This is a genomic window from Chryseobacterium sp. HMWF035, from assembly GCF_003094695.1.
In the GTDB taxonomy this organism is placed as follows: Bacteria; Bacteroidota; Bacteroidia; order Flavobacteriales; family Weeksellaceae; genus Chryseobacterium; species Chryseobacterium gambrini.
Window position 1 is genome coordinate 174102 of the sequence record NZ_QEHP01000057.1, and the last position, 16191, is coordinate 190292.

At 36.2% G+C, this 16191-nt stretch carries 19 protein-coding genes; 10 read left to right on the top strand and 9 right to left on the bottom strand.

Annotated elements, in window-relative coordinates; all coding sequences use genetic code 11:
• Window positions 1-15 precede the first annotated feature (15 nt).
• The 3 genes from DD829_RS10195 to DD829_RS10205 form a co-directional block, all read right to left on the bottom strand.
• Complete coding sequence (locus tag DD829_RS10195; RefSeq protein ID WP_076393089.1) at window positions 16-378, bottom strand: four helix bundle protein; 363 nt, start codon at window positions 376-378, stop codon at window positions 16-18.
• Window positions 379-414: 36 nt separating this feature from the next.
• On the bottom strand, window positions 415-879 hold the full coding sequence (gene coaD / locus DD829_RS10200) for a pantetheine-phosphate adenylyltransferase (RefSeq protein ID WP_076393087.1): 465 nt from the start codon (window positions 877-879) through the stop codon (window positions 415-417).
• Window positions 880-972: 93 nt separating this feature from the next.
• Window positions 973-1959 (bottom strand): D-alanine--D-alanine ligase, encoded by a 987-nt coding sequence (locus DD829_RS10205; protein WP_076393085.1) that lies wholly within the window; start codon window positions 1957-1959, stop codon window positions 973-975.
• Between the two features lie 155 nt (window positions 1960-2114).
• Between DD829_RS10205 and DD829_RS10210 the strand changes: the two genes are divergently transcribed.
• The 5 genes from DD829_RS10210 to murI all read left to right on the top strand — a co-directional run bounded on the left by DD829_RS10210 (window position 2115) and on the right by murI (window position 7486).
• Window positions 2115-3221: a PASTA domain-containing protein gene (locus DD829_RS10210; protein ID WP_108409811.1), complete on the top strand. Its 1107-nt coding sequence runs from the start codon at window positions 2115-2117 to the stop codon at window positions 3219-3221.
• A 73-nt stretch (window positions 3222-3294) separates the two neighbouring features.
• A complete protein-coding gene (locus DD829_RS10215; RefSeq protein ID WP_185140316.1) occupies window positions 3295-4368 on the top strand; it encodes an RluA family pseudouridine synthase in 1074 nt (357 codons plus the stop codon).
• A 51-nt stretch (window positions 4369-4419) separates the two neighbouring features.
• Complete coding sequence (locus DD829_RS10220; RefSeq protein ID WP_116547704.1) at window positions 4420-5370, top strand: type IX secretion system membrane protein PorP/SprF; 951 nt, start codon at window positions 4420-4422, stop codon at window positions 5368-5370.
• 51 nt (window positions 5371-5421) lie between these two features.
• Window positions 5422-6546 (top strand): radical SAM family heme chaperone HemW, encoded by a 1125-nt coding sequence (hemW, locus tag DD829_RS10225; protein WP_116547705.1) that lies wholly within the window; start codon window positions 5422-5424, stop codon window positions 6544-6546.
• A gap of 109 nt (window positions 6547-6655) precedes the next feature.
• Entirely contained in the window at window positions 6656-7486 is an 831-nt protein-coding gene (murI, locus tag DD829_RS10230) for a glutamate racemase (protein WP_108411039.1), read from the top strand.
• Window positions 7487-7790: 304 nt separating this feature from the next.
• On the opposite strand, the gene DD829_RS10235 is transcribed toward murI, so the two are convergent.
• Complete coding sequence (locus DD829_RS10235) at window positions 7791-8390, bottom strand: nitroreductase family protein (RefSeq protein WP_108410611.1); 600 nt, start codon at window positions 8388-8390, stop codon at window positions 7791-7793.
• Between the two features lie 88 nt (window positions 8391-8478).
• Between DD829_RS10235 and DD829_RS10240 the strand changes: the two genes are divergently transcribed.
• A complete protein-coding gene (locus tag DD829_RS10240; RefSeq protein WP_087705857.1) occupies window positions 8479-8826 on the top strand; it encodes a winged helix-turn-helix transcriptional regulator in 348 nt (115 codons plus the stop codon).
• Window positions 8827-8844: 18 nt separating this feature from the next.
• On the opposite strand, the gene DD829_RS10245 is transcribed toward DD829_RS10240, so the two are convergent.
• The 4 genes from DD829_RS10245 to DD829_RS10260 all read right to left on the bottom strand — a co-directional run bounded on the left by DD829_RS10245 (window position 8845) and on the right by DD829_RS10260 (window position 11309).
• Window positions 8845-9429 (bottom strand): RsmD family RNA methyltransferase, encoded by a 585-nt coding sequence (locus tag DD829_RS10245; RefSeq protein WP_087705788.1) that lies wholly within the window; start codon window positions 9427-9429, stop codon window positions 8845-8847.
• 71 nt (window positions 9430-9500) lie between these two features.
• A complete protein-coding gene (locus DD829_RS10250) occupies window positions 9501-10217 on the bottom strand; it encodes a DUF3822 family protein (protein ID WP_108410612.1) in 717 nt (238 codons plus the stop codon).
• Between the two features lie 18 nt (window positions 10218-10235).
• On the bottom strand, window positions 10236-10730 hold the full coding sequence (locus DD829_RS10255) for a Smr/MutS family protein (protein ID WP_076393067.1): 495 nt from the start codon (window positions 10728-10730) through the stop codon (window positions 10236-10238).
• A gap of 81 nt (window positions 10731-10811) precedes the next feature.
• Window positions 10812-11309: a metallophosphoesterase family protein gene (locus DD829_RS10260; protein ID WP_108410613.1), complete on the bottom strand. Its 498-nt coding sequence runs from the start codon at window positions 11307-11309 to the stop codon at window positions 10812-10814.
• Window positions 11310-11842: 533 nt separating this feature from the next.
• Between DD829_RS10260 and DD829_RS10265 the strand changes: the two genes are divergently transcribed.
• Entirely contained in the window at window positions 11843-13387 is a 1545-nt protein-coding gene (locus DD829_RS10265) for a serine hydrolase (protein WP_116547706.1), read from the top strand.
• Window positions 13388-13857: 470 nt separating this feature from the next.
• Here the strand turns inward: DD829_RS10265 and DD829_RS10270 are convergent, their stop codons facing one another.
• Window positions 13858-14337, bottom strand: coding sequence for a SixA phosphatase family protein (locus DD829_RS10270; protein ID WP_076393059.1), 480 nt, complete (start codon window positions 14335-14337; stop codon window positions 13858-13860).
• A 114-nt stretch (window positions 14338-14451) separates the two neighbouring features.
• On the opposite strand from DD829_RS10270, the gene ruvX reads away from it, so the two are divergent.
• The 3 genes from ruvX to DD829_RS10285 all read left to right on the top strand — a co-directional run bounded on the left by ruvX (window position 14452) and on the right by DD829_RS10285 (window position 16075).
• Window positions 14452-14868: a Holliday junction resolvase RuvX gene (gene ruvX / locus DD829_RS10275; RefSeq protein ID WP_087705799.1), complete on the top strand. Its 417-nt coding sequence runs from the start codon at window positions 14452-14454 to the stop codon at window positions 14866-14868.
• Complete coding sequence (def, locus tag DD829_RS10280; RefSeq protein ID WP_108411663.1) at window positions 14865-15437, top strand: peptide deformylase; 573 nt, start codon at window positions 14865-14867, stop codon at window positions 15435-15437. Before ruvX ends, def begins: the two co-directional genes overlap by 4 nt.
• A 77-nt stretch (window positions 15438-15514) precedes the next feature.
• On the top strand, window positions 15515-16075 hold the full coding sequence (locus DD829_RS10285; protein ID WP_108411664.1) for a DUF5606 domain-containing protein: 561 nt from the start codon (window positions 15515-15517) through the stop codon (window positions 16073-16075).
• Window positions 16076-16191: the final 116 nt, after the last annotated feature.

The following is a 16191-nucleotide window of genomic DNA, read 5'->3' on the forward strand; positions in this document are numbered from 1 at the left end:
TAATAAGTAATATGATTATAGTGTTGTATTTTGAGATAATTTGAATTTATAAGCAGTCATTACTTTTACCAATTCATCACATTCTGATCTTAAATTTGAGATTTTTCCTGGATCTAAATATTCCAGCTCATCAATTATTTCTAACCAGAATTGAGTCTCATCAATTTCTTCTACAACAATGCAAATTTTAGCAAATCTTTCCTTTTCGGATCTTGCTCTCGCAACTGCTCTGTAATTAGCAGCTACAGAAGTTGCTGATCTTATAATTTGTTTTCTTATTACTGAAAGATCATCAGAATAAGGTAATGGTGATAACGATTTAATAATCGAAATCGAAAAATCTTTAGTTCGATCTCTAAATAACTGATTAAAATCCATAGTTGTAAAAATTACTCATTACCCATTACTCATTACTTATAATTGCACTCTCACCGAATCCGGAACCAAGAGCTCATATTCTCCGCCGTGATTGATGATTTCTCTTACAATGCTGCTGCTGATGAAAGACTTTCCTGAAGACGTTAACAAAAATACCGTTTCCAGTTTTTTGTGCGCTAAAGTTCTGTTGGTGTGGGCAATCGCTTTTTCAAATTCAAAATCAGCAGGATTTCTTAAACCTCTGATGATGTATTGTGCATTTTTTTCGAAACAGTAATCAACGGTTAATCCTTCAAAATAATCCACTTCCACATTTGGAAATTCTGCAACGGAATTCTGGATGAATTCCATTCTTTTTTCCAGCGGAAACATATATTTTTTCTGGGAATTCTGCCCGATCGCAATTATCAGTTTATCAAAAAGCGGAGCCGCTCTTTCTATAATATCATAATGTCCTAAAGTAATCGGATCGAATGACCCCGGAAAAACAGCAATTTTCATGCGTATAAAAGTTATAAGTTATAAATTATGAATGATGAGGGTAGAAATATAGAATGCTAAACTTCCAGCTTCTATCCTCAATCTTCCATTCTTTTAATTTTTTTGTAAAGCTTTTTCAACCTCGTTTCCACAAAGGTCTGTAATGGAAATTCCGTAGATTTTTGCCTGTTGCGGAAGAATACTTGCGGGAGAAAATCCCGGATTCGTATTCATTTCCAGCATATAAGGAATTCCGTCCATTAAAATATATTCACTTCTTGAGAAACCACTCATCCCAAGAGAATTGTAAGCTCTTTTTGCGATTTCTTCTACGCGGATTCTTGTTTCATCGTCGATTCTTGCAGGCGTAATTTCTTCAGAAGCCCCTTCGTATTTTGCTTCATAATCGAAAAATTCGTTGGTAGGAACGATTTCTGTAATTCCCAGAACAATTGTTTCTCCTTTATAATCGATTACTCCTACGGAAACTTCCATTCCGTCAAGAAAACTTTCAATTAAAATTTCATCATCTTCTTTGAATGCAATTTCAGTTGCAGCAAGGAATTCAGCCTTTTCTTTCACTTTAGAAATTCCCAAAGATGATCCCGACTGATTGGGTTTCACAAAAACAGGCAAGCCAAGAGTTTCTATAATCTCATCAACCTTAATTTCTTCTCCTTTTCTTAAATAAACGCTCTTCGCAGAAGGAATTCCGTATTTTGAAAGTACCGCTAAAGTATCTTTTTTATTGAATGTTAAAGCACTCTGATAAAAATCGCATCCCGTATATTTCTGTCCGATCGCGTCCCAGTACGCCTGCAGAATTCCGTTTTCGCCCGGTGTTCCGTGGATGATATTGAAGCATACATCAAATTTCAATGGGGCATTGTTATCTAAAGTCACAGAAAAATCTCCTCTGTTTATGGGGAATTTCTGCTCATTTTCGCCTAAAAAATACCATTCATCTTTCAGGATAACTACTTTATATACATCGTAAAGATTTCTGTCTAAAGAATCATAGATTAATTGTCCGCTTTTCAATGATACAACATATTCGTCTGAATAGCCTCCCATCACTACGGCAACTTGTTTTTTGCTCATTTTTGTTTAGTATCAATTAAGGCAAATTTAATGATTTTATACAACGCGTAAACCTAAAACCTGAAATTTTAAAATCAAAAGTGAAATGTGTTAAATTAAAAGCACATTCTAAAATTATTAGTTATATTTGCTGTCTAATTATAGTCATTTTAAGTATGCTTAAATCACTTTTCAATTGGAAAGTTTTACTGAACTTAGTCGTAGCCATCGGTGTTTTTGTGGGGTTGGTTTGGCTTACGTTTCGTTGGTTAGAATATCATACCAATCATGGTCAGGAAATTCCCGTTCCAAATATCGTTAACAAATCTGTACAGGAAGCCATTAAAATATTGGATGATTCGGGATTGGAATATGAAGTGGACAGTTTTAATTATGATCCTAAATACAGACCTTTTCAGGTTTTACAGGTGTATCCCATTCCGGGTTCCCGTGTAAAAGACGGAAGAGCAATTCAGTTAAGAGTAAATCCAAGAACCTGGGCTAAAGTTGAAGTTCCGGATGTAATCAATAAATATTCAGGTCTTGCTTTCCAGCGTCTGGAACAGGTGGGTCTGAAGGTCGGAGATACCATCTATGAGCCAAGCATTCAGAAAGATGCTGTGATCCGTATATTATTTAACGGAAATGAAGTAAAACCGAAAACAAAACTGGCAAGATTCTCTACGGTGGATGTCGTGATAGGTTCCGGACCAATGAGAAACATTGCGATTCCTAATGTTGTAGGATTAACGGTGAAAGAAGCGAGACAGGTCATTGCAAGAAGCATGTTTGAAGTAGGTCTTGTGGATCATGAAGACGGCAGCAAGGACGAATCCGATGTTATCTATTATCAGGATCCTGCAGCCGGAGATGTCCGGGATCAGGGAATGCAGATCGACCTTTGGGCGAGTAAAAGAACCCTTGCTGAATTGAGCGCTAAAATAGAACAGTTGAATTCTACCTACAGAATGAAAGTAGATACCGCTTTGCCTCCGATTCAGTACCAGGAAATGCCAGTTCGTCAGGAATCTTCACAGGACGTTCCGCCACCACCTGTAACTCCGAGAAGAGAAAATCCTAAACCGTCCACAGATGTGGTAAAGACAGATGCTTCTAAAGCTACTGTAAAGCCCGCTACATCGGTAACTGAAAATAAACCAAAGACTACTGCTTCCAATACAGGTAGTAGTTCTGGTAATAATACATCAGCAAATAAACCTGTTGCGACGACTCCTGCAAAACCTGCAGAAAAGCCAAAAGCTAAAAAGATGGTTATAGAATAAAACGATAATTATTATAAAAAATACAGGCTTCAACTTTCATTATGTTGAAGCCTTTTGTATAAAAGATAAAACAATGGCAGAAGATAACGAAGATTTTTTGGACGAAGAATTATTAGATCAGAACAGTATCGATAATCTTGATATTGATGAGGAAAATAAAGGATTGTATGAGCATCTTAATATCACGGTAGATAAAAGTCAGGAACCGTTGAGAATCGACAAGTTTCTGTTGATTTTCCGTCAGAATTCTTCCAGAAATAAAATTTCACAAACCTGCAGAGCGGGAAATGTTATTGTGAACGGTGTTGCGGTAAAACAGAATTACCGTGTAAAACCCGGAGACCAGATTTCTGTACTTTTGGCACATCCTCCGAGGGAAAATGTTATCATTCCGCAAAATATTCCTATCAATATTGTATACGAAGATGATGATCTTATCGTTGTAGATAAAGATCCGGGAATGGTAGTGCATCCGGGATTCGGGAACTGGGACGGAACTTTGGTGAATGCTTTGGCGTACCATTTTGAGCAAAATGGCGAAAAATCTGATCTCGACAGGGTAGGACTGGTTCACAGAATTGATAAAGACACCTCCGGATTACTGGTTGTTGCAAAAAACGAATATGCGCTGAGCTTTTTGGCAAAACAATTTTTCGACAGAAAAACGAAAAGGTTATATTGGGCATTTGTTTGGGGCAGTGTGCAGGATGATGCGGGTACAATAAAGGGGCATATCGGGCGTCACCCGAAAAACAGGATGCAGATGCATACGTATGAAGACGGAAGCCAGGGAAAGCATGCCGTAACGCATTACAAGGTTTTAGAAAGATTTAAATACATGACCTGGGTAGAATGTAAGTTGGAGACGGGAAGAACCCATCAGATCAGAGCACATTTCAAACATATTGGTCATACTTTATTTAATGATGAAAGATATGAAGGACATACGCCTCTCCGTGGAGTGAATCTTCCTAAGTATAAGCAGTTTATAAAAAATGTGTTCGAAATTTTGCCCAGACACGCGCTTCATGCCCATACTTTAGGATTTATACATCCCACCACCAAGAAGGAATTATATTTTGAAAGCCCAATGCCGAAAGATATGGCGGATGCTGTAAAAAAATGGAGAAATTATTTAGAAAACTAAAAATATATTGAGAATTTTTTTATATTTGTTGAATTGAAATCAAGATTTGTTATGAGAAAACTATATGCTATCGTATGTTTAGCTCTTTTGTCAAATGCATACAAAGCACAAGAAACTTTACCGTACTATCAACAATATCTTTTAGATGGTGAGTTTTTGTTCAACCCGGCACAATACGGAAAGACCGACTATGTGCAGCTTAATCTTAACTATCAGCAGCAATTTTCGAAGTTCAGTGAGTCTCCAAACGTTCAGTCGGTAGGGATCAACGCGAACATCTTTGATAGAGTGGGAGCAGGTTTGTCTGTATTCAGAGACAGCAACGGGCCTATTTCTGCGGGCGGTATTACAGCGGGTGCTTCATATTTTATTCCTCTTAGCAGCGACGGAGACAGAAAAGATCAGTTCTCTTTCGGTACAAGCGTTAGCTTCTACAACATGAATTTTGATTATTCAAAGATTAACACGCAGGATGCTTCAGATCCATTATTGCAGGGAAGTGAAAGTAATATTTTCATGGCGTATGCAAACTTCGGAGCACAGGCTACTTACAGAAATATTTTCGCAGGAGTTTCAGTTAACGATATCGCTCTTACCAACGATGAAGCGATCGTAAACGGACGTGAACCTTCTCCTATCAAGTTTTTCTTAAACTTAGGATATGACTGGCATATTGGTGATAATATCTATTTCACGCCTTCAGCATTAATCAACCTGAATACGAACTCTACAAGAACGATTGATTATAACTTAATGGCAACCTTCTTCAACGATATCAATGCATTCTCTTTCGGGGTAAGCTACAGATCTGTTCAGAACAGATTCGACAGCCAGCAATTACAGATTGCTCCGGTTGTAAAAGTAAGATTCAACAAATTCATGATTGGAGCTACTTACAACTTAGGTTTGTCTGATATTCAGGAATATGGAGGAAACAGCTTCATGATCGGGTTAGGATATAACTTCGATAACTTCATTAACCACAGAGGTTATAGATATTAATTGATTTAATTTAAATAAATTTGAGCTCTGAATTTTTTCAGGGCTTTTTTTATGATTTACATTCACATTCCGTTTTGCAAGCAAAAGTGCAGCTACTGCAATTTCCACTTTTCAACATCTTTAAATTTTAAGGATGAAATGCTGGCTGCGATGAAGAAAGAAATCTTTCTCCGAAAAGATGAATTGCAAAACAAAAACTTACAGTCACTGTATTTTGGAGGCGGAACGCCTTCCATTCTTTCGCCTGATGAAATTAAATCTTTAATTGATGAGGTATTAAAACATTTTACTTTTGAAAAGAATATTGAAATCACTCTAGAAGCGAATCCCGATGATCTGGATAAGAACTTCCTGAAAGGACTGTCGGAATCCCCTATAAACCGTCTATCCATCGGAACCCAAAGTTTTTTTGAAGAAGATCTGAAATTAATGAATCGGGCGCATACTGCAAACGAAGCCGAAGATTCCATCAAAAGAGCGCAGGATTTTGGTTTTGAAAATTTAAGCATTGATTTAATTTACGGTTCGCCAACTTCCAATCTGGAAATCTGGAAAGAGAATTTAAATAAAACCATTGCGCTTGAAGTTCCGCACATTTCTTCTTATGCTTTAACGGTTGAGCCGAAAACTGCTTTGGAAAACTGGATCTCAAATGGGAAAGTAAAAAGCCCGAAGGAAGAAGAACAAAACAGAGAATTTTACTACTTATCGGATTTTCTGAAAGATAATGGTTTTGAGCATTATGAAGTTTCCAATTTTGCCAAACCCGGATTTTACTCAAGACACAATTCTTCCTACTGGAAATACAGAGAATATCTGGGAATTGGTCCTTCTGCTCATTCTTACAACGGTTTTGATGTCAGAAGCTGGAATGTTGCCAACAATCAGCAGTATATCAAAAAATTAAATTCAAATCTTTTGGCTAAAGAAGAGGAATTTCTTTCTCAAAACGATCAGTTTAATGAGATGATCATGATTGGCTTACGAACAATATGGGGTGTTGATCTGGAAAGCTTAAAGGAAAAATTTAATGACAGCATTTTAGAACATTTTCAGAATGAAATCAAATCAAAACTGGAAGAAGGAATTTTGATAACAGAAAACAATCACCTGAAAATTCCGGAAAAACACTGGTTTATGGCAGACGGAATTGCTTCGGATCTGTTCATCGTCTAAGATGAAAGTCTAAAGCCGGAAGTTGGAAGAACGGTTTGTGAAAAACTTGTAACATCCATCTTCTGCATCCAACAATTTCACTATTTTTGTATAAAATTTCAGCTCAATTTTGAAAACTAAAAAGCAAGATTATTCGCATCTTTCCCCGAAGCAACCTATCGGAATTTTCGATAGCGGAGTGGGCGGACTTACGGTTGCCAAAGAAATAAAAAGACTTCTTCCGAACGAAGATCTGATCTATTTTGGTGACACCAAACATCTTCCGTATGGTGAAAAATCGAAGGAAGCGATTATCGAATATTCTACAAAGATCACCAATTTTCTGTTGGAGCAAAACTGTAAAGCGATTGTTATTGCCTGCAATACGGCAACGGCAAATGCGCTGAATGAAGTGATGCAGTCTGTTGCAGGAAAAGTTCCTGTGATTGACGTAATTAATCCGGTTGCAGAAAAAGTTTCCTATGAAATCCATAATAATGTGGGTGTCATTGCAACGAAAGCTACTGTGAATTCAGGGTTGTATAAAAAAAGCATCAGAAAGCATAATAAATGGATCAAGGTGGATGAACTGGCGACGCCTTTATTGGTTCCTGCCATTGAGGAAGGTTTTAAAAATCATCCGATTACGCATGCGATTATCTACAATTACTTAAGCAACAGTAAATTAAAGAATATTGAGACCTTAATTCTGGGTTGTACGCATTATCCGTTGCTGATTGATGAAATCAAGCAATATTACGGAAATCGTGTCCGCGTAATTGATTCTCCGAATATTGTCGCCAATCATTTAAAAATCATTCTGGATAAGTATCATCTGCTGAATGAGCAGAATCCAAAACCGAATTACCATTTCTATCTTTCGGATTTAACGAAAAATTTCGAAAAAATCTCAAAGAAATTCTTCGGGAAAACCATCGATTTAGAATTGAAAGTACTATAAAAAGTAAAGCTGTCACCATCTGAAACAGCTTTTTTTGTACATCAATCTATAATTTTTATCAGCTTGATTTTTCATCCTGAAGGATCCAAAACAATTCATAAAAAAAAATATTTCGGTTGAGATTCCTACGGAATGACAAAATAGGTGTATTAATACTATTCAGTCAGAAGAAATAGCCCCGATTGGAGTTTTGTTTGAGCTCATTTATTACTATTTGGGCTGCGGCAGCGAAGCTGCCGCAGCCCAAATAGTAATAAATAGCGAGTACGGAAAGCGGGAAAAAGCTCCCAAAATATAAGCTCTATTAAATTTCCAGAATTACATTTTTACTTTCCAGTCTCCTTTTCGGGGTATGAACCGGCTGGTTTTTATCTTCTTCAGACTTTACGCCAATCACTACCGCAAAAACACTTTCGTACTTTTCGTTCTTTAAAATAGCATCATATTTTTCGGTTTCAATTCCTTCCATCGGAGTAGAATCTATTCCCATATCTGCACACGCAGAAAGCAAAACGCCTAATGAAAGATAAACCTGATGTTTCAGCCACGATCTGATCTCTGCTTCTCCTTTCGGTTTTACAAAAGTTTTATAATAAGTTACCGAACCTTCCGGAAGATTTTCTTCAATCTGCTTTTCAAAATCTTCAGGATTTTTAAGTGCCTGAAAAACGATAAGGTGACTTCCGTCCAATACTTTTTCCTTGTTAAAATAAGAGGCTTCGGCAAGCTGTATTTTTGTTTCCGGTTCCGATACAAACACAAAATTCCATGGCTGACTGTTAATGGAAGATGGACTTAAATGCAGAATTTCTTTAAGCTGCTGAATCTGCTCTTCACTTATTGTACCTTTAGGATTATACTTTTTTACGGTATATCTCGATTTCATTTTTTCTAAAAAGCTCATAATTTTTATACTATATTTTTTATAGTTGCAAAATTAATGTATGTTTGATATATTTGCAATAACGGTCTAAAATGATAGTATGAAAAAAATGTATTCCATAGATAATAAAGAATATCCGTGCTGTACAACAGTTACAATGAGATTTATCGGCGGAAAATGGAAAGCGGTCATTTTGTTTTATCTGATTGATGGAGCAAAAAGATACAACGAGCTAAGAAAATTAATTCCCACAATTACAGAAAGAACGTTAAGTTTACAGTTGAAACAGCTTGAAGAAGATCATATTATCGACAGAAAAGTGTACACAGAAAAGCCGCCTTTAATGGTAGAATACACCTTAACGGATTTCGGGAAAACGTTGCTTCCTCTTTTAAAAGAAATTGCAAAATGGGGTGAAAGTGCGGTTGTTTCTTCTGAAAAAGTAAAAATTGTTTAAAACAAAAAATCAGGAAAATTATTCCTGATTCTGTATTTCCGTAGTTTCTTCCTTATTCGGTTCAAAAAAACTGAAACTTACATTTCCGTATTTTCGGGTATCGATTAAATTCGGATGATCAAATTTCATTCGGCTTTGGTGTTCTATCACTAGAATTCCGTTTTCCTTCAGGTATTTATTGTTTAAAACCAGAGAAATAATTTCCTGATACTTTTTTTCTTCCATTTCGAAAGGAGCATCGGAAAAAACGATTTCAAAAGATTTTTTATTTCTGAATTTCTTCAGCCAGTCGAAAACATCACCCCGCTGAACATTCACCTGCAGACTGAATCCAAGTTCAGAAGCGGTAGAATTAAGAAAAGACGTATGTTTCGGATTCATTTCTACGGACGTAATATCCTGACATCCTCTTGAAGCAAATTCAAACGAAATAGAACCGATTCCCGCAAAAAGATCCAGCACGGAAACCGACTGCATATCGTAGGTGTTTTCCAGAATACTGAAAAGTGCTTCTTTGGCAAAATCCGTAGTCGGTCTTACATCAAAATTCTTCGGAGCGGCGATTTTTTTGGCTTTCCATTTGCCGGATATGATTCTGTACATAATTGATAGGTTTTAGATTGTAGGTAAAAGATTGCAGATAAACTAAAACCTGCTATCTGATCTTCTGCAACCTAATTTAATATAAAATTTTTAGAAGGAATATTATCAAATACAATTTTCAGATTCTTTACGAATTTCTGAAGTTCTGAAATAAACGTTTCATTTTCAGTAGTTTCTCCGTACGCGTAGAAATTGGTCTCATTGATTCCGAAACCGATTTTGCTTAACGTAAACATCACGAAATAAAGAAAATCTACTTCAGAATTAACGTCCAGATTGTTGTATAAAATAATTTTTTTGTTGTCTATCGCGAAAAACTCACATTGGTTATGATACAGGTTAATGTGAATTTCTTTGCTGTTTTTGTTACTGATAGAATTTAAAAACTTTTCACCGGAAAAATTAAACTGAACAGGCAGCGCGAGTTCTTTAATCTTTTTGTAAAAATGCTTCGGAAATGTATAATAAAACTGAATTTTAAACTTTTCGTTAATCGAAAGCATCAGTTCTTCTTTCTCTTTATCCACAGGAGCGTTGAAGGCGATAAGATCGAATCCTGCTTCATGCTCCGAAAAACCTTCCGGCATCAACGTGAAATGATTGAGTGCGGAAATCACATGGATCTCATCAAATCTCTGCAGAAGAAGCACTTTATCCAGCATATCCGAAATAAAGTTTTCCGGAGATTCTTCATCTACGAAATACGATTTCTCTTCCACAATGCTCTTATTTTTAGCAATCTGGTAGATTAATCCGTCTTTGGTAAAAAGTAAATTAAGTATATTCATAATTTGATTCCTGCAAATTTAGTGAAATTCTACCATTACCGCACCCGATTGATGATGAAGTATTTCCTTATTATAAAAATCCACATTCGTCTGGCTTTCCAGCGTATCAAATACCATTTTTTGCAAAACTCCGTCTCCGATTCCGTGTACGATTTCCAGCCTTTTCAGATTGTGTTTTCTGCAAAAGTTGATGGTTTCCACCAATCTTTCTTTTTGGATGAAAAGTCTTTCAAAACTGGTGTAATCATTTGGATTTTTAACTAAATTATGAAAATGCAGATCAAGAACCAAATGATTTTTCTGATGTGCTTTGGAAATTACCTTTTTCGGCTCCGCTTTTTTTATAATGGGTGTATTTTCATAAAAATCCGAAATTTTCGGAACCAGTTTCTCCTTCGGATATTGATGCGTAAAACCGTATTCATCTTTAAAAACCACGATATTTCCTTTCACGGAAGTTACCACCCCGCTCAAATCTTCATCTACTACAGAAACTTTATCGCCTATTTTCATAGTACTGTCATTGCGAGGAACGAAGCAATCTCTTATTATTCTTAACTCCTCAATTTTTTTCTTAATGGTTTAAAAATTATTTTAAAACTTCGGTCCCAATTCAATAACCTCCAAATCCTTTATTTCCGTATCATCGATTACAAAACGCATCATTGTCCGCATTTTATGCCATCCCTGTTTTCCGCACGCTCCGGGATTCAGGTGAAGAAGATTGTTTTTTTCATCAAACATTGCCTTCAAAATGTGCGAATGTCCCGAAATAAACAGTTTCGGAGCTTTTTCAGTAATCTCCTGCTTTGCCAACGGTGTATATTTTCCCGGATAACCGCCGATGTGGATCATGAGAACTTCTACATTTTCGCATCTAAAACGACTCACTTCCGGAAATTCAGAACGGATTTTCGCATTGTCGATATTTCCGTAGACCCCTTTCAGCGGTTTTATCTTTTCAAGCTGCTCAATTACATCCATACTTCCGAAATCTCCGCCATGCCAGATTTCATCCGCCTGACCTGCATATTCTAAAATACGGTCGTCGATATAAGAATGAGAGTCGGAAAGGAGTAGGATTTTCGTCATTATTTAAAATTCTCTGCAAAGATAAGATTTGAAATTATTTTTTCTGAAGATTTACAAACATCTTTAATGTTAATTGTTATTATTTGAGGCTTGTAATGACATTCATTAATATAAACTTGTTTAAGCTTTTTTTACCACAAAAGATGCAAAAGATTTTAACACTTTAGTTTTTTAAGTTTACTACTTAAATGAAAAAAAAGAGTACATAAGTTAAAAAAATCAAAGATTTTCTTTTTGCAGGATTTTAAAATTAGTTTAAACCAACTTATAATTTTAGTTTCAGAACTGTCATTCAGAATGAAATTTTGCGAAGCATTATGGAATGAAGAATCTTTTGCAGATAAGTCCTTTTTAAATTTCAGTATTTTGTTTCGAAGAATCAATACAAAGTAATAATTAAAGCTTTAAATAAAAGTTTAGTTCATCTTTTGTAGCTTTTGCGGTTAAACAAAAGTTTAAACAGACTTTTTGTTATTGGATATAATATGAAAAGTTTAAACAGCTTTATTTACTACATTTGAAAAAAATTAAAAATGAAGCAGAAACTTTCTTTTTTCCTTCTTCTTTTATCGGTTGGGATTGCGAATGCGCAGGTTGAAGAGAAAAAGCTGGATGAATTGGTCCAGAACACTTTGAAAACTTTCGACGTTCCGGGAATTTCGGTTGGTGTGATTAAAGACGGAAAAGTAATTTATTCCAAAGGTTTTGGGGTACGTTCTTTAAATTCCAAACAACCGATGGACGATACTACATTGGTCGGAATCGCCTCCAATTCCAAAGGTTTTACCTGTACAGCACTTGCCATTTTAGCAGACGAAGGAAAACTGAACTGGGACGATAAAGTTTCAAAATACATTCCTGAATTTCAGATGTACGATTCGTATGTTTCGCAGAATGTTACCATTAAAGATTTGGTAACACACAGAGCAGGATTAGGTTTGGGACAGGGGGATTTAATGTTCTTTCCGGAAGGCGGAAATCTAACGGTAAACGATATCGTTCACAATGTAAGATATTTAAAGCCTGAAAATCCTTTCAGAACAACTTTAGACTACAATAACATCATGTTTATCGTAGCCGGAGAAGTAATCCACAGAGTTTCGGGTTTAAGCTGGGCAGAATTTATCGAACAGCGCATTATGAAACCTGTAGGAATGACTTCAAGTTTCGGAAGTTATAACAGAGCCAAAGCTGTTGCGAACAAAATTGATGCTCATGCACCGGTAGACGGAAAAGCCATCGCTGTTCCTCACGACTGGAACGAAACAGCCAACGCAGCCGGAGGAATTATGAGTAATATTAAAGACATGACGACTTGGGCAGAATTCCTGTTGAATAATTTCACAACGAAAGACGGTAAAAAATTAGTTTCAGATAAAAACGTTCAGCAGTTGTGGAGTTTACAGATTCCGAGTGGAGTGGCGGCGAAAAATCCTTATGATACCAGTTTCTACGGATACGGAATGGGCTGGTTTTTAAGCGATGTGAAAGGTCACAAACAAATTCAGCATACAGGAGGACTTATCGGGACGGTAACGCAGTTTACGTTGATTCCGGATATGAAGCTGGGAATTGTTGTCTTAACGAATCAGCAATCGGGAGCGGCTTTCAACACGATTACCAATACCGTGAAAGATTCTTATCTGGGAATTGCAGACCGCAACTGGCTGAAAACCTACGGCGACCGGATGAAAAAAATGGAGGAAAGTTTTGATAAGCAGAAAAAAGAGGCTTTTGCAAAATCTGAAACATTTAAAAAAGATAAAAATTTACAGCCAAAACCGGAGCAGTTTGTAGGAATGTACAACGATCAGTGGTTTGGTGATGTGGAAATTGCGCAGCAGGGAAATACCTACAGAATCTCATGCAAAAGTTCTCCACGTCTGAAAGGTGAACTTCTTCCGTATTCCAACAATTCTTTAATCATTAAATGGGACGACAGAAGCTACGATGCCGATGCGTATATTATTTTTGATTATGATGAAACAGGAAAAGCTCAATCCGCAAAATTAAAACCAATTTCAGATGTTACAGATTTCAGTTTTGATTTTGATGATCTGGATCTGAGAAGAAAATAATTCAGGAAAAATCATTCAATATGATTATCAATAGGGACGGGCTTTTGCCCGTTTTTTTGTTTTAGAGGGTAGCAAAAGGCTTTAACCAAAATTATTGATTAAGTTTATTTAGGCTTTTTTATAAAGGTTCAAAAAGTTTTTTAACACATAAGTCACAGAAGATATTCTTAAACCCTTGAAAATATTCAGAACATATTAGAAAAAAATCAAAGATTTTTTTAAAACTAAAGTGTTCTAAAATATTCGCAAACCTTATCTTTTATCTTATGTGACTTAAGTGTTAAAAAGCGTGTGACTATATACTCATCGAACCCTCAATTTAAGGTTAAATTTGAAATTAATTAAATTGGAATATTAAACCAAAAATTCACCATTCATAAATTCACTTATCTACATTCTAAAACCACCCCGTCAAAAATTCTTTCGAATTTTCGCCACCCCTCCAAAGGAGGGGAATTTTTACAGACGATTTATTTAATCTTGCCCGGATCGTAGAAAAACAGCAGTTTCTTTTTGGCTCCGTCGAATTCCGACCACGAATTGCAGTCGATCTCGAAACCGGCAACACCGCAGGTTGGAAAATGGAAAATATCTTCGGAAATGGAATTCGCAAAATTGGAAATTCCGTTGTTGTGAGAGAAGAAGGCAACCGATTCGTGGCTGTCGTCCAGATCGTAGATTACGGATTCGAAATTGCTTTCGGAAGGATTATAAAGTTTCTCATTCGTATTAATGCTGATTTGGTAAGTCTGGTTGAAAATTTTGCACGTATTCAGTGCGCGTACTGCGGGGCTCGATACAAAGTAATCGATCGCTACGTTATTGTTTTTCATGAATCGGGACATATGCATTGCTTCTTCTAAACCCTTGTCTGCCAAAGGTCTGTCAAAGTCTTCCGTTTCTTCCGGCCAGTCGCTTTTCGCATGTCTTACGAGGATGAGTTTCTTCATAATTTTGTTTTTGAAGAATTAAAATTATAAAAAAATTAGCGGATTAAAACATTGATTTATAAAAAAAACTGTGTTTGGAATAAAATCATTAAAATTTACTAAATTTGCAAACCTATGGGACAAATCCTTGCAATAGACTACGGAAAGGCTCGTTGTGGCATCGCTGCGACGGATGATATGCAGATTATTGCGAGCGGTCTGGAGACGGTGCAGACTTCATTAATTATTGATTTTCTGACGAAATATTTCGGTGAAAATCGGGTAGATGAAGTGGTAATCGGTCTTCCAACAGATTTAAAGGGGAATATATCTGAAGTGGAAACAGATATTTTAAAATTCATTGAAGTTTTTCAGAAAGAATTTCCGATGATAAAAGTACACCGCTTCGACGAGAGATTTACCTCCAAAATGGCTTCGTTTTTTATTTCCCAAAGCGGAAAAAATAAAAAGAAAAGACAGGAAAAAGGATTAATAGATAAAGTAAGCGCAACCATCATATTGCAGAATTTTTTAGAACAAAGAACAAGATGATTTTACCGATAAGAGCCTTTGGTGACCCAGTTTTAAGAAAAGTAGGGAAGGATATAGACAAAGATTATCCCGAACTACAGGAATTGATAGGCAACATGTTCGAAACCATGTACAGCGCCAACGGAATTGGTTTGGCTGCTCCACAGATCGGACTGGATATCCGTCTTTTTGTGATCGACGTAAGTCCTTTGGCAGAAGATGAAGATTATGAGTATATTAAGGATGAACTGGCAGAATTCAAGAAAGTATTTATTAATGCCAGAATTCTTGAAGAATCCGGCGAAGAGTGGAAATTCAACGAGGGATGTCTTTCTATTCCGGATGTAAGAGAAGATGTAAAAAGAAAAGGAACCATCGTGATCGAATATTATGACGAAAATTTTGTAAAACATACAGAAACTTTTTCCGATATTAGAGCCCGCGTAATTCAGCATGAGTACGATCACATAGAAGGAATTTTGTTTACAGACCATTTAAGCGCCTTGAAGAAGAAGCTTGTAAAAGGGAAACTGTCTAAAATTACTCAGGGTGATGTAAGCATCAGTTACAAGATGAGATTTCCAAAATAAAGTTTGAATTAAAATAAAAAAAATATTAAATAGCAAAAGGCGGAATGCCGATTGCAGAATTTACAAAAAATAAAATTATGCTGTTAGAAAAAATAATTTCAATTTCAGGAAAACCAGGACTTTTCAAATTAGTTTCACAATTAAGAAACGGATTTATTATTGAAGACGTTACCACGAAGAAAAAAGTAAGCATTGGAAACTCCAGTCAGGTAAGTTTGTTGGATAACATCGCGATGTTTACCTTTGATAAAGAAGTTCCGTTGTTCGAAGTTTTTGAAAATATTGCTAAAAACTACGATTACAAAGAAGCGATCCACCATAAAGCAACAGATGCTGAACTGAAAGAATTCATGACGGCTTCTCTTCCTAACTACGATACCGAAAGAGTATACGCTTCAGACATCAAAAAACTGGCGCAGTGGTACAACATCCTTCAGAAAGCAGGATACATTACGCCGGAAAGCTTCGTAAAAGCAGAGCCTGAAACTTTAGAAGGTGAAGCAGCAACGGAAGAAGTAAACGTAGAAAAAGAAGCGACTAAAAAAGCGCCAAAAGCAGAAAAACCTGCAGCTCCAAAAGTAAAAGCAACTTCTGCCGCAAAATCTGCTCCTAAAAGCACCCACAGAAAGCAAGGATAATTCATTTACTTGAATTTAAATAGGTAATGTACTGAAAAATAGTTGGTGAAATTCAGGATATATTTTAATAAATTATGCACGTTAATCCGAAGAGGACAAAAGCACTGGTGGAGATC

Coding starts and splice junctions, on each gene's coding strand:
- DD829_RS10195 (WP_076393089.1), bottom strand. CDS start 378: ATGGATTTTAATCAGTTATTTAGAGATCGAACTAAAGATTTTTCGATT.
- coaD (WP_076393087.1), bottom strand. CDS start 879: ATGAAAATTGCTGTTTTTCCGGGGTCATTCGATCCGATTACTTTAGGA.
- DD829_RS10205 (WP_076393085.1), bottom strand. CDS start 1,959: ATGAGCAAAAAACAAGTTGCCGTAGTGATGGGAGGCTATTCAGACGAA.
- DD829_RS10210 (WP_108409811.1), top strand. CDS start 2,115: ATGCTTAAATCACTTTTCAATTGGAAAGTTTTACTGAACTTAGTCGTA.
- DD829_RS10215 (WP_185140316.1), top strand. CDS start 3,295: ATGGCAGAAGATAACGAAGATTTTTTGGACGAAGAATTATTAGATCAG.
- DD829_RS10220 (WP_116547704.1), top strand. CDS start 4,420: ATGAGAAAACTATATGCTATCGTATGTTTAGCTCTTTTGTCAAATGCA.
- hemW (WP_116547705.1), top strand. CDS start 5,422: ATGATTTACATTCACATTCCGTTTTGCAAGCAAAAGTGCAGCTACTGC.
- DD829_RS10235 (WP_108410611.1), bottom strand. CDS start 8,390: ATGAGCTTTTTAGAAAAAATGAAATCGAGATATACCGTAAAAAAGTAT.
- DD829_RS10240 (WP_087705857.1), top strand. CDS start 8,479: ATGTATTCCATAGATAATAAAGAATATCCGTGCTGTACAACAGTTACA.
- DD829_RS10245 (WP_087705788.1), bottom strand. CDS start 9,429: ATGTACAGAATCATATCCGGCAAATGGAAAGCCAAAAAAATCGCCGCT.
- DD829_RS10250 (WP_108410612.1), bottom strand. CDS start 10,217: ATGAATATACTTAATTTACTTTTTACCAAAGACGGATTAATCTACCAG.
- DD829_RS10255 (WP_076393067.1), bottom strand. CDS start 10,730: ATGAAAATAGGCGATAAAGTTTCTGTAGTAGATGAAGATTTGAGCGGG.
- DD829_RS10260 (WP_108410613.1), bottom strand. CDS start 11,309: ATGACGAAAATCCTACTCCTTTCCGACTCTCATTCTTATATCGACGAC.
- DD829_RS10265 (WP_116547706.1), top strand. CDS start 11,843: ATGAAGCAGAAACTTTCTTTTTTCCTTCTTCTTTTATCGGTTGGGATT.
- DD829_RS10270 (WP_076393059.1), bottom strand. CDS start 14,337: ATGAAGAAACTCATCCTCGTAAGACATGCGAAAAGCGACTGGCCGGAA.
- ruvX (WP_087705799.1), top strand. CDS start 14,452: ATGGGACAAATCCTTGCAATAGACTACGGAAAGGCTCGTTGTGGCATC.
- def (WP_108411663.1), top strand. CDS start 14,865: ATGATTTTACCGATAAGAGCCTTTGGTGACCCAGTTTTAAGAAAAGTA.
- DD829_RS10285 (WP_108411664.1), top strand. CDS start 15,515: ATGCTGTTAGAAAAAATAATTTCAATTTCAGGAAAACCAGGACTTTTC.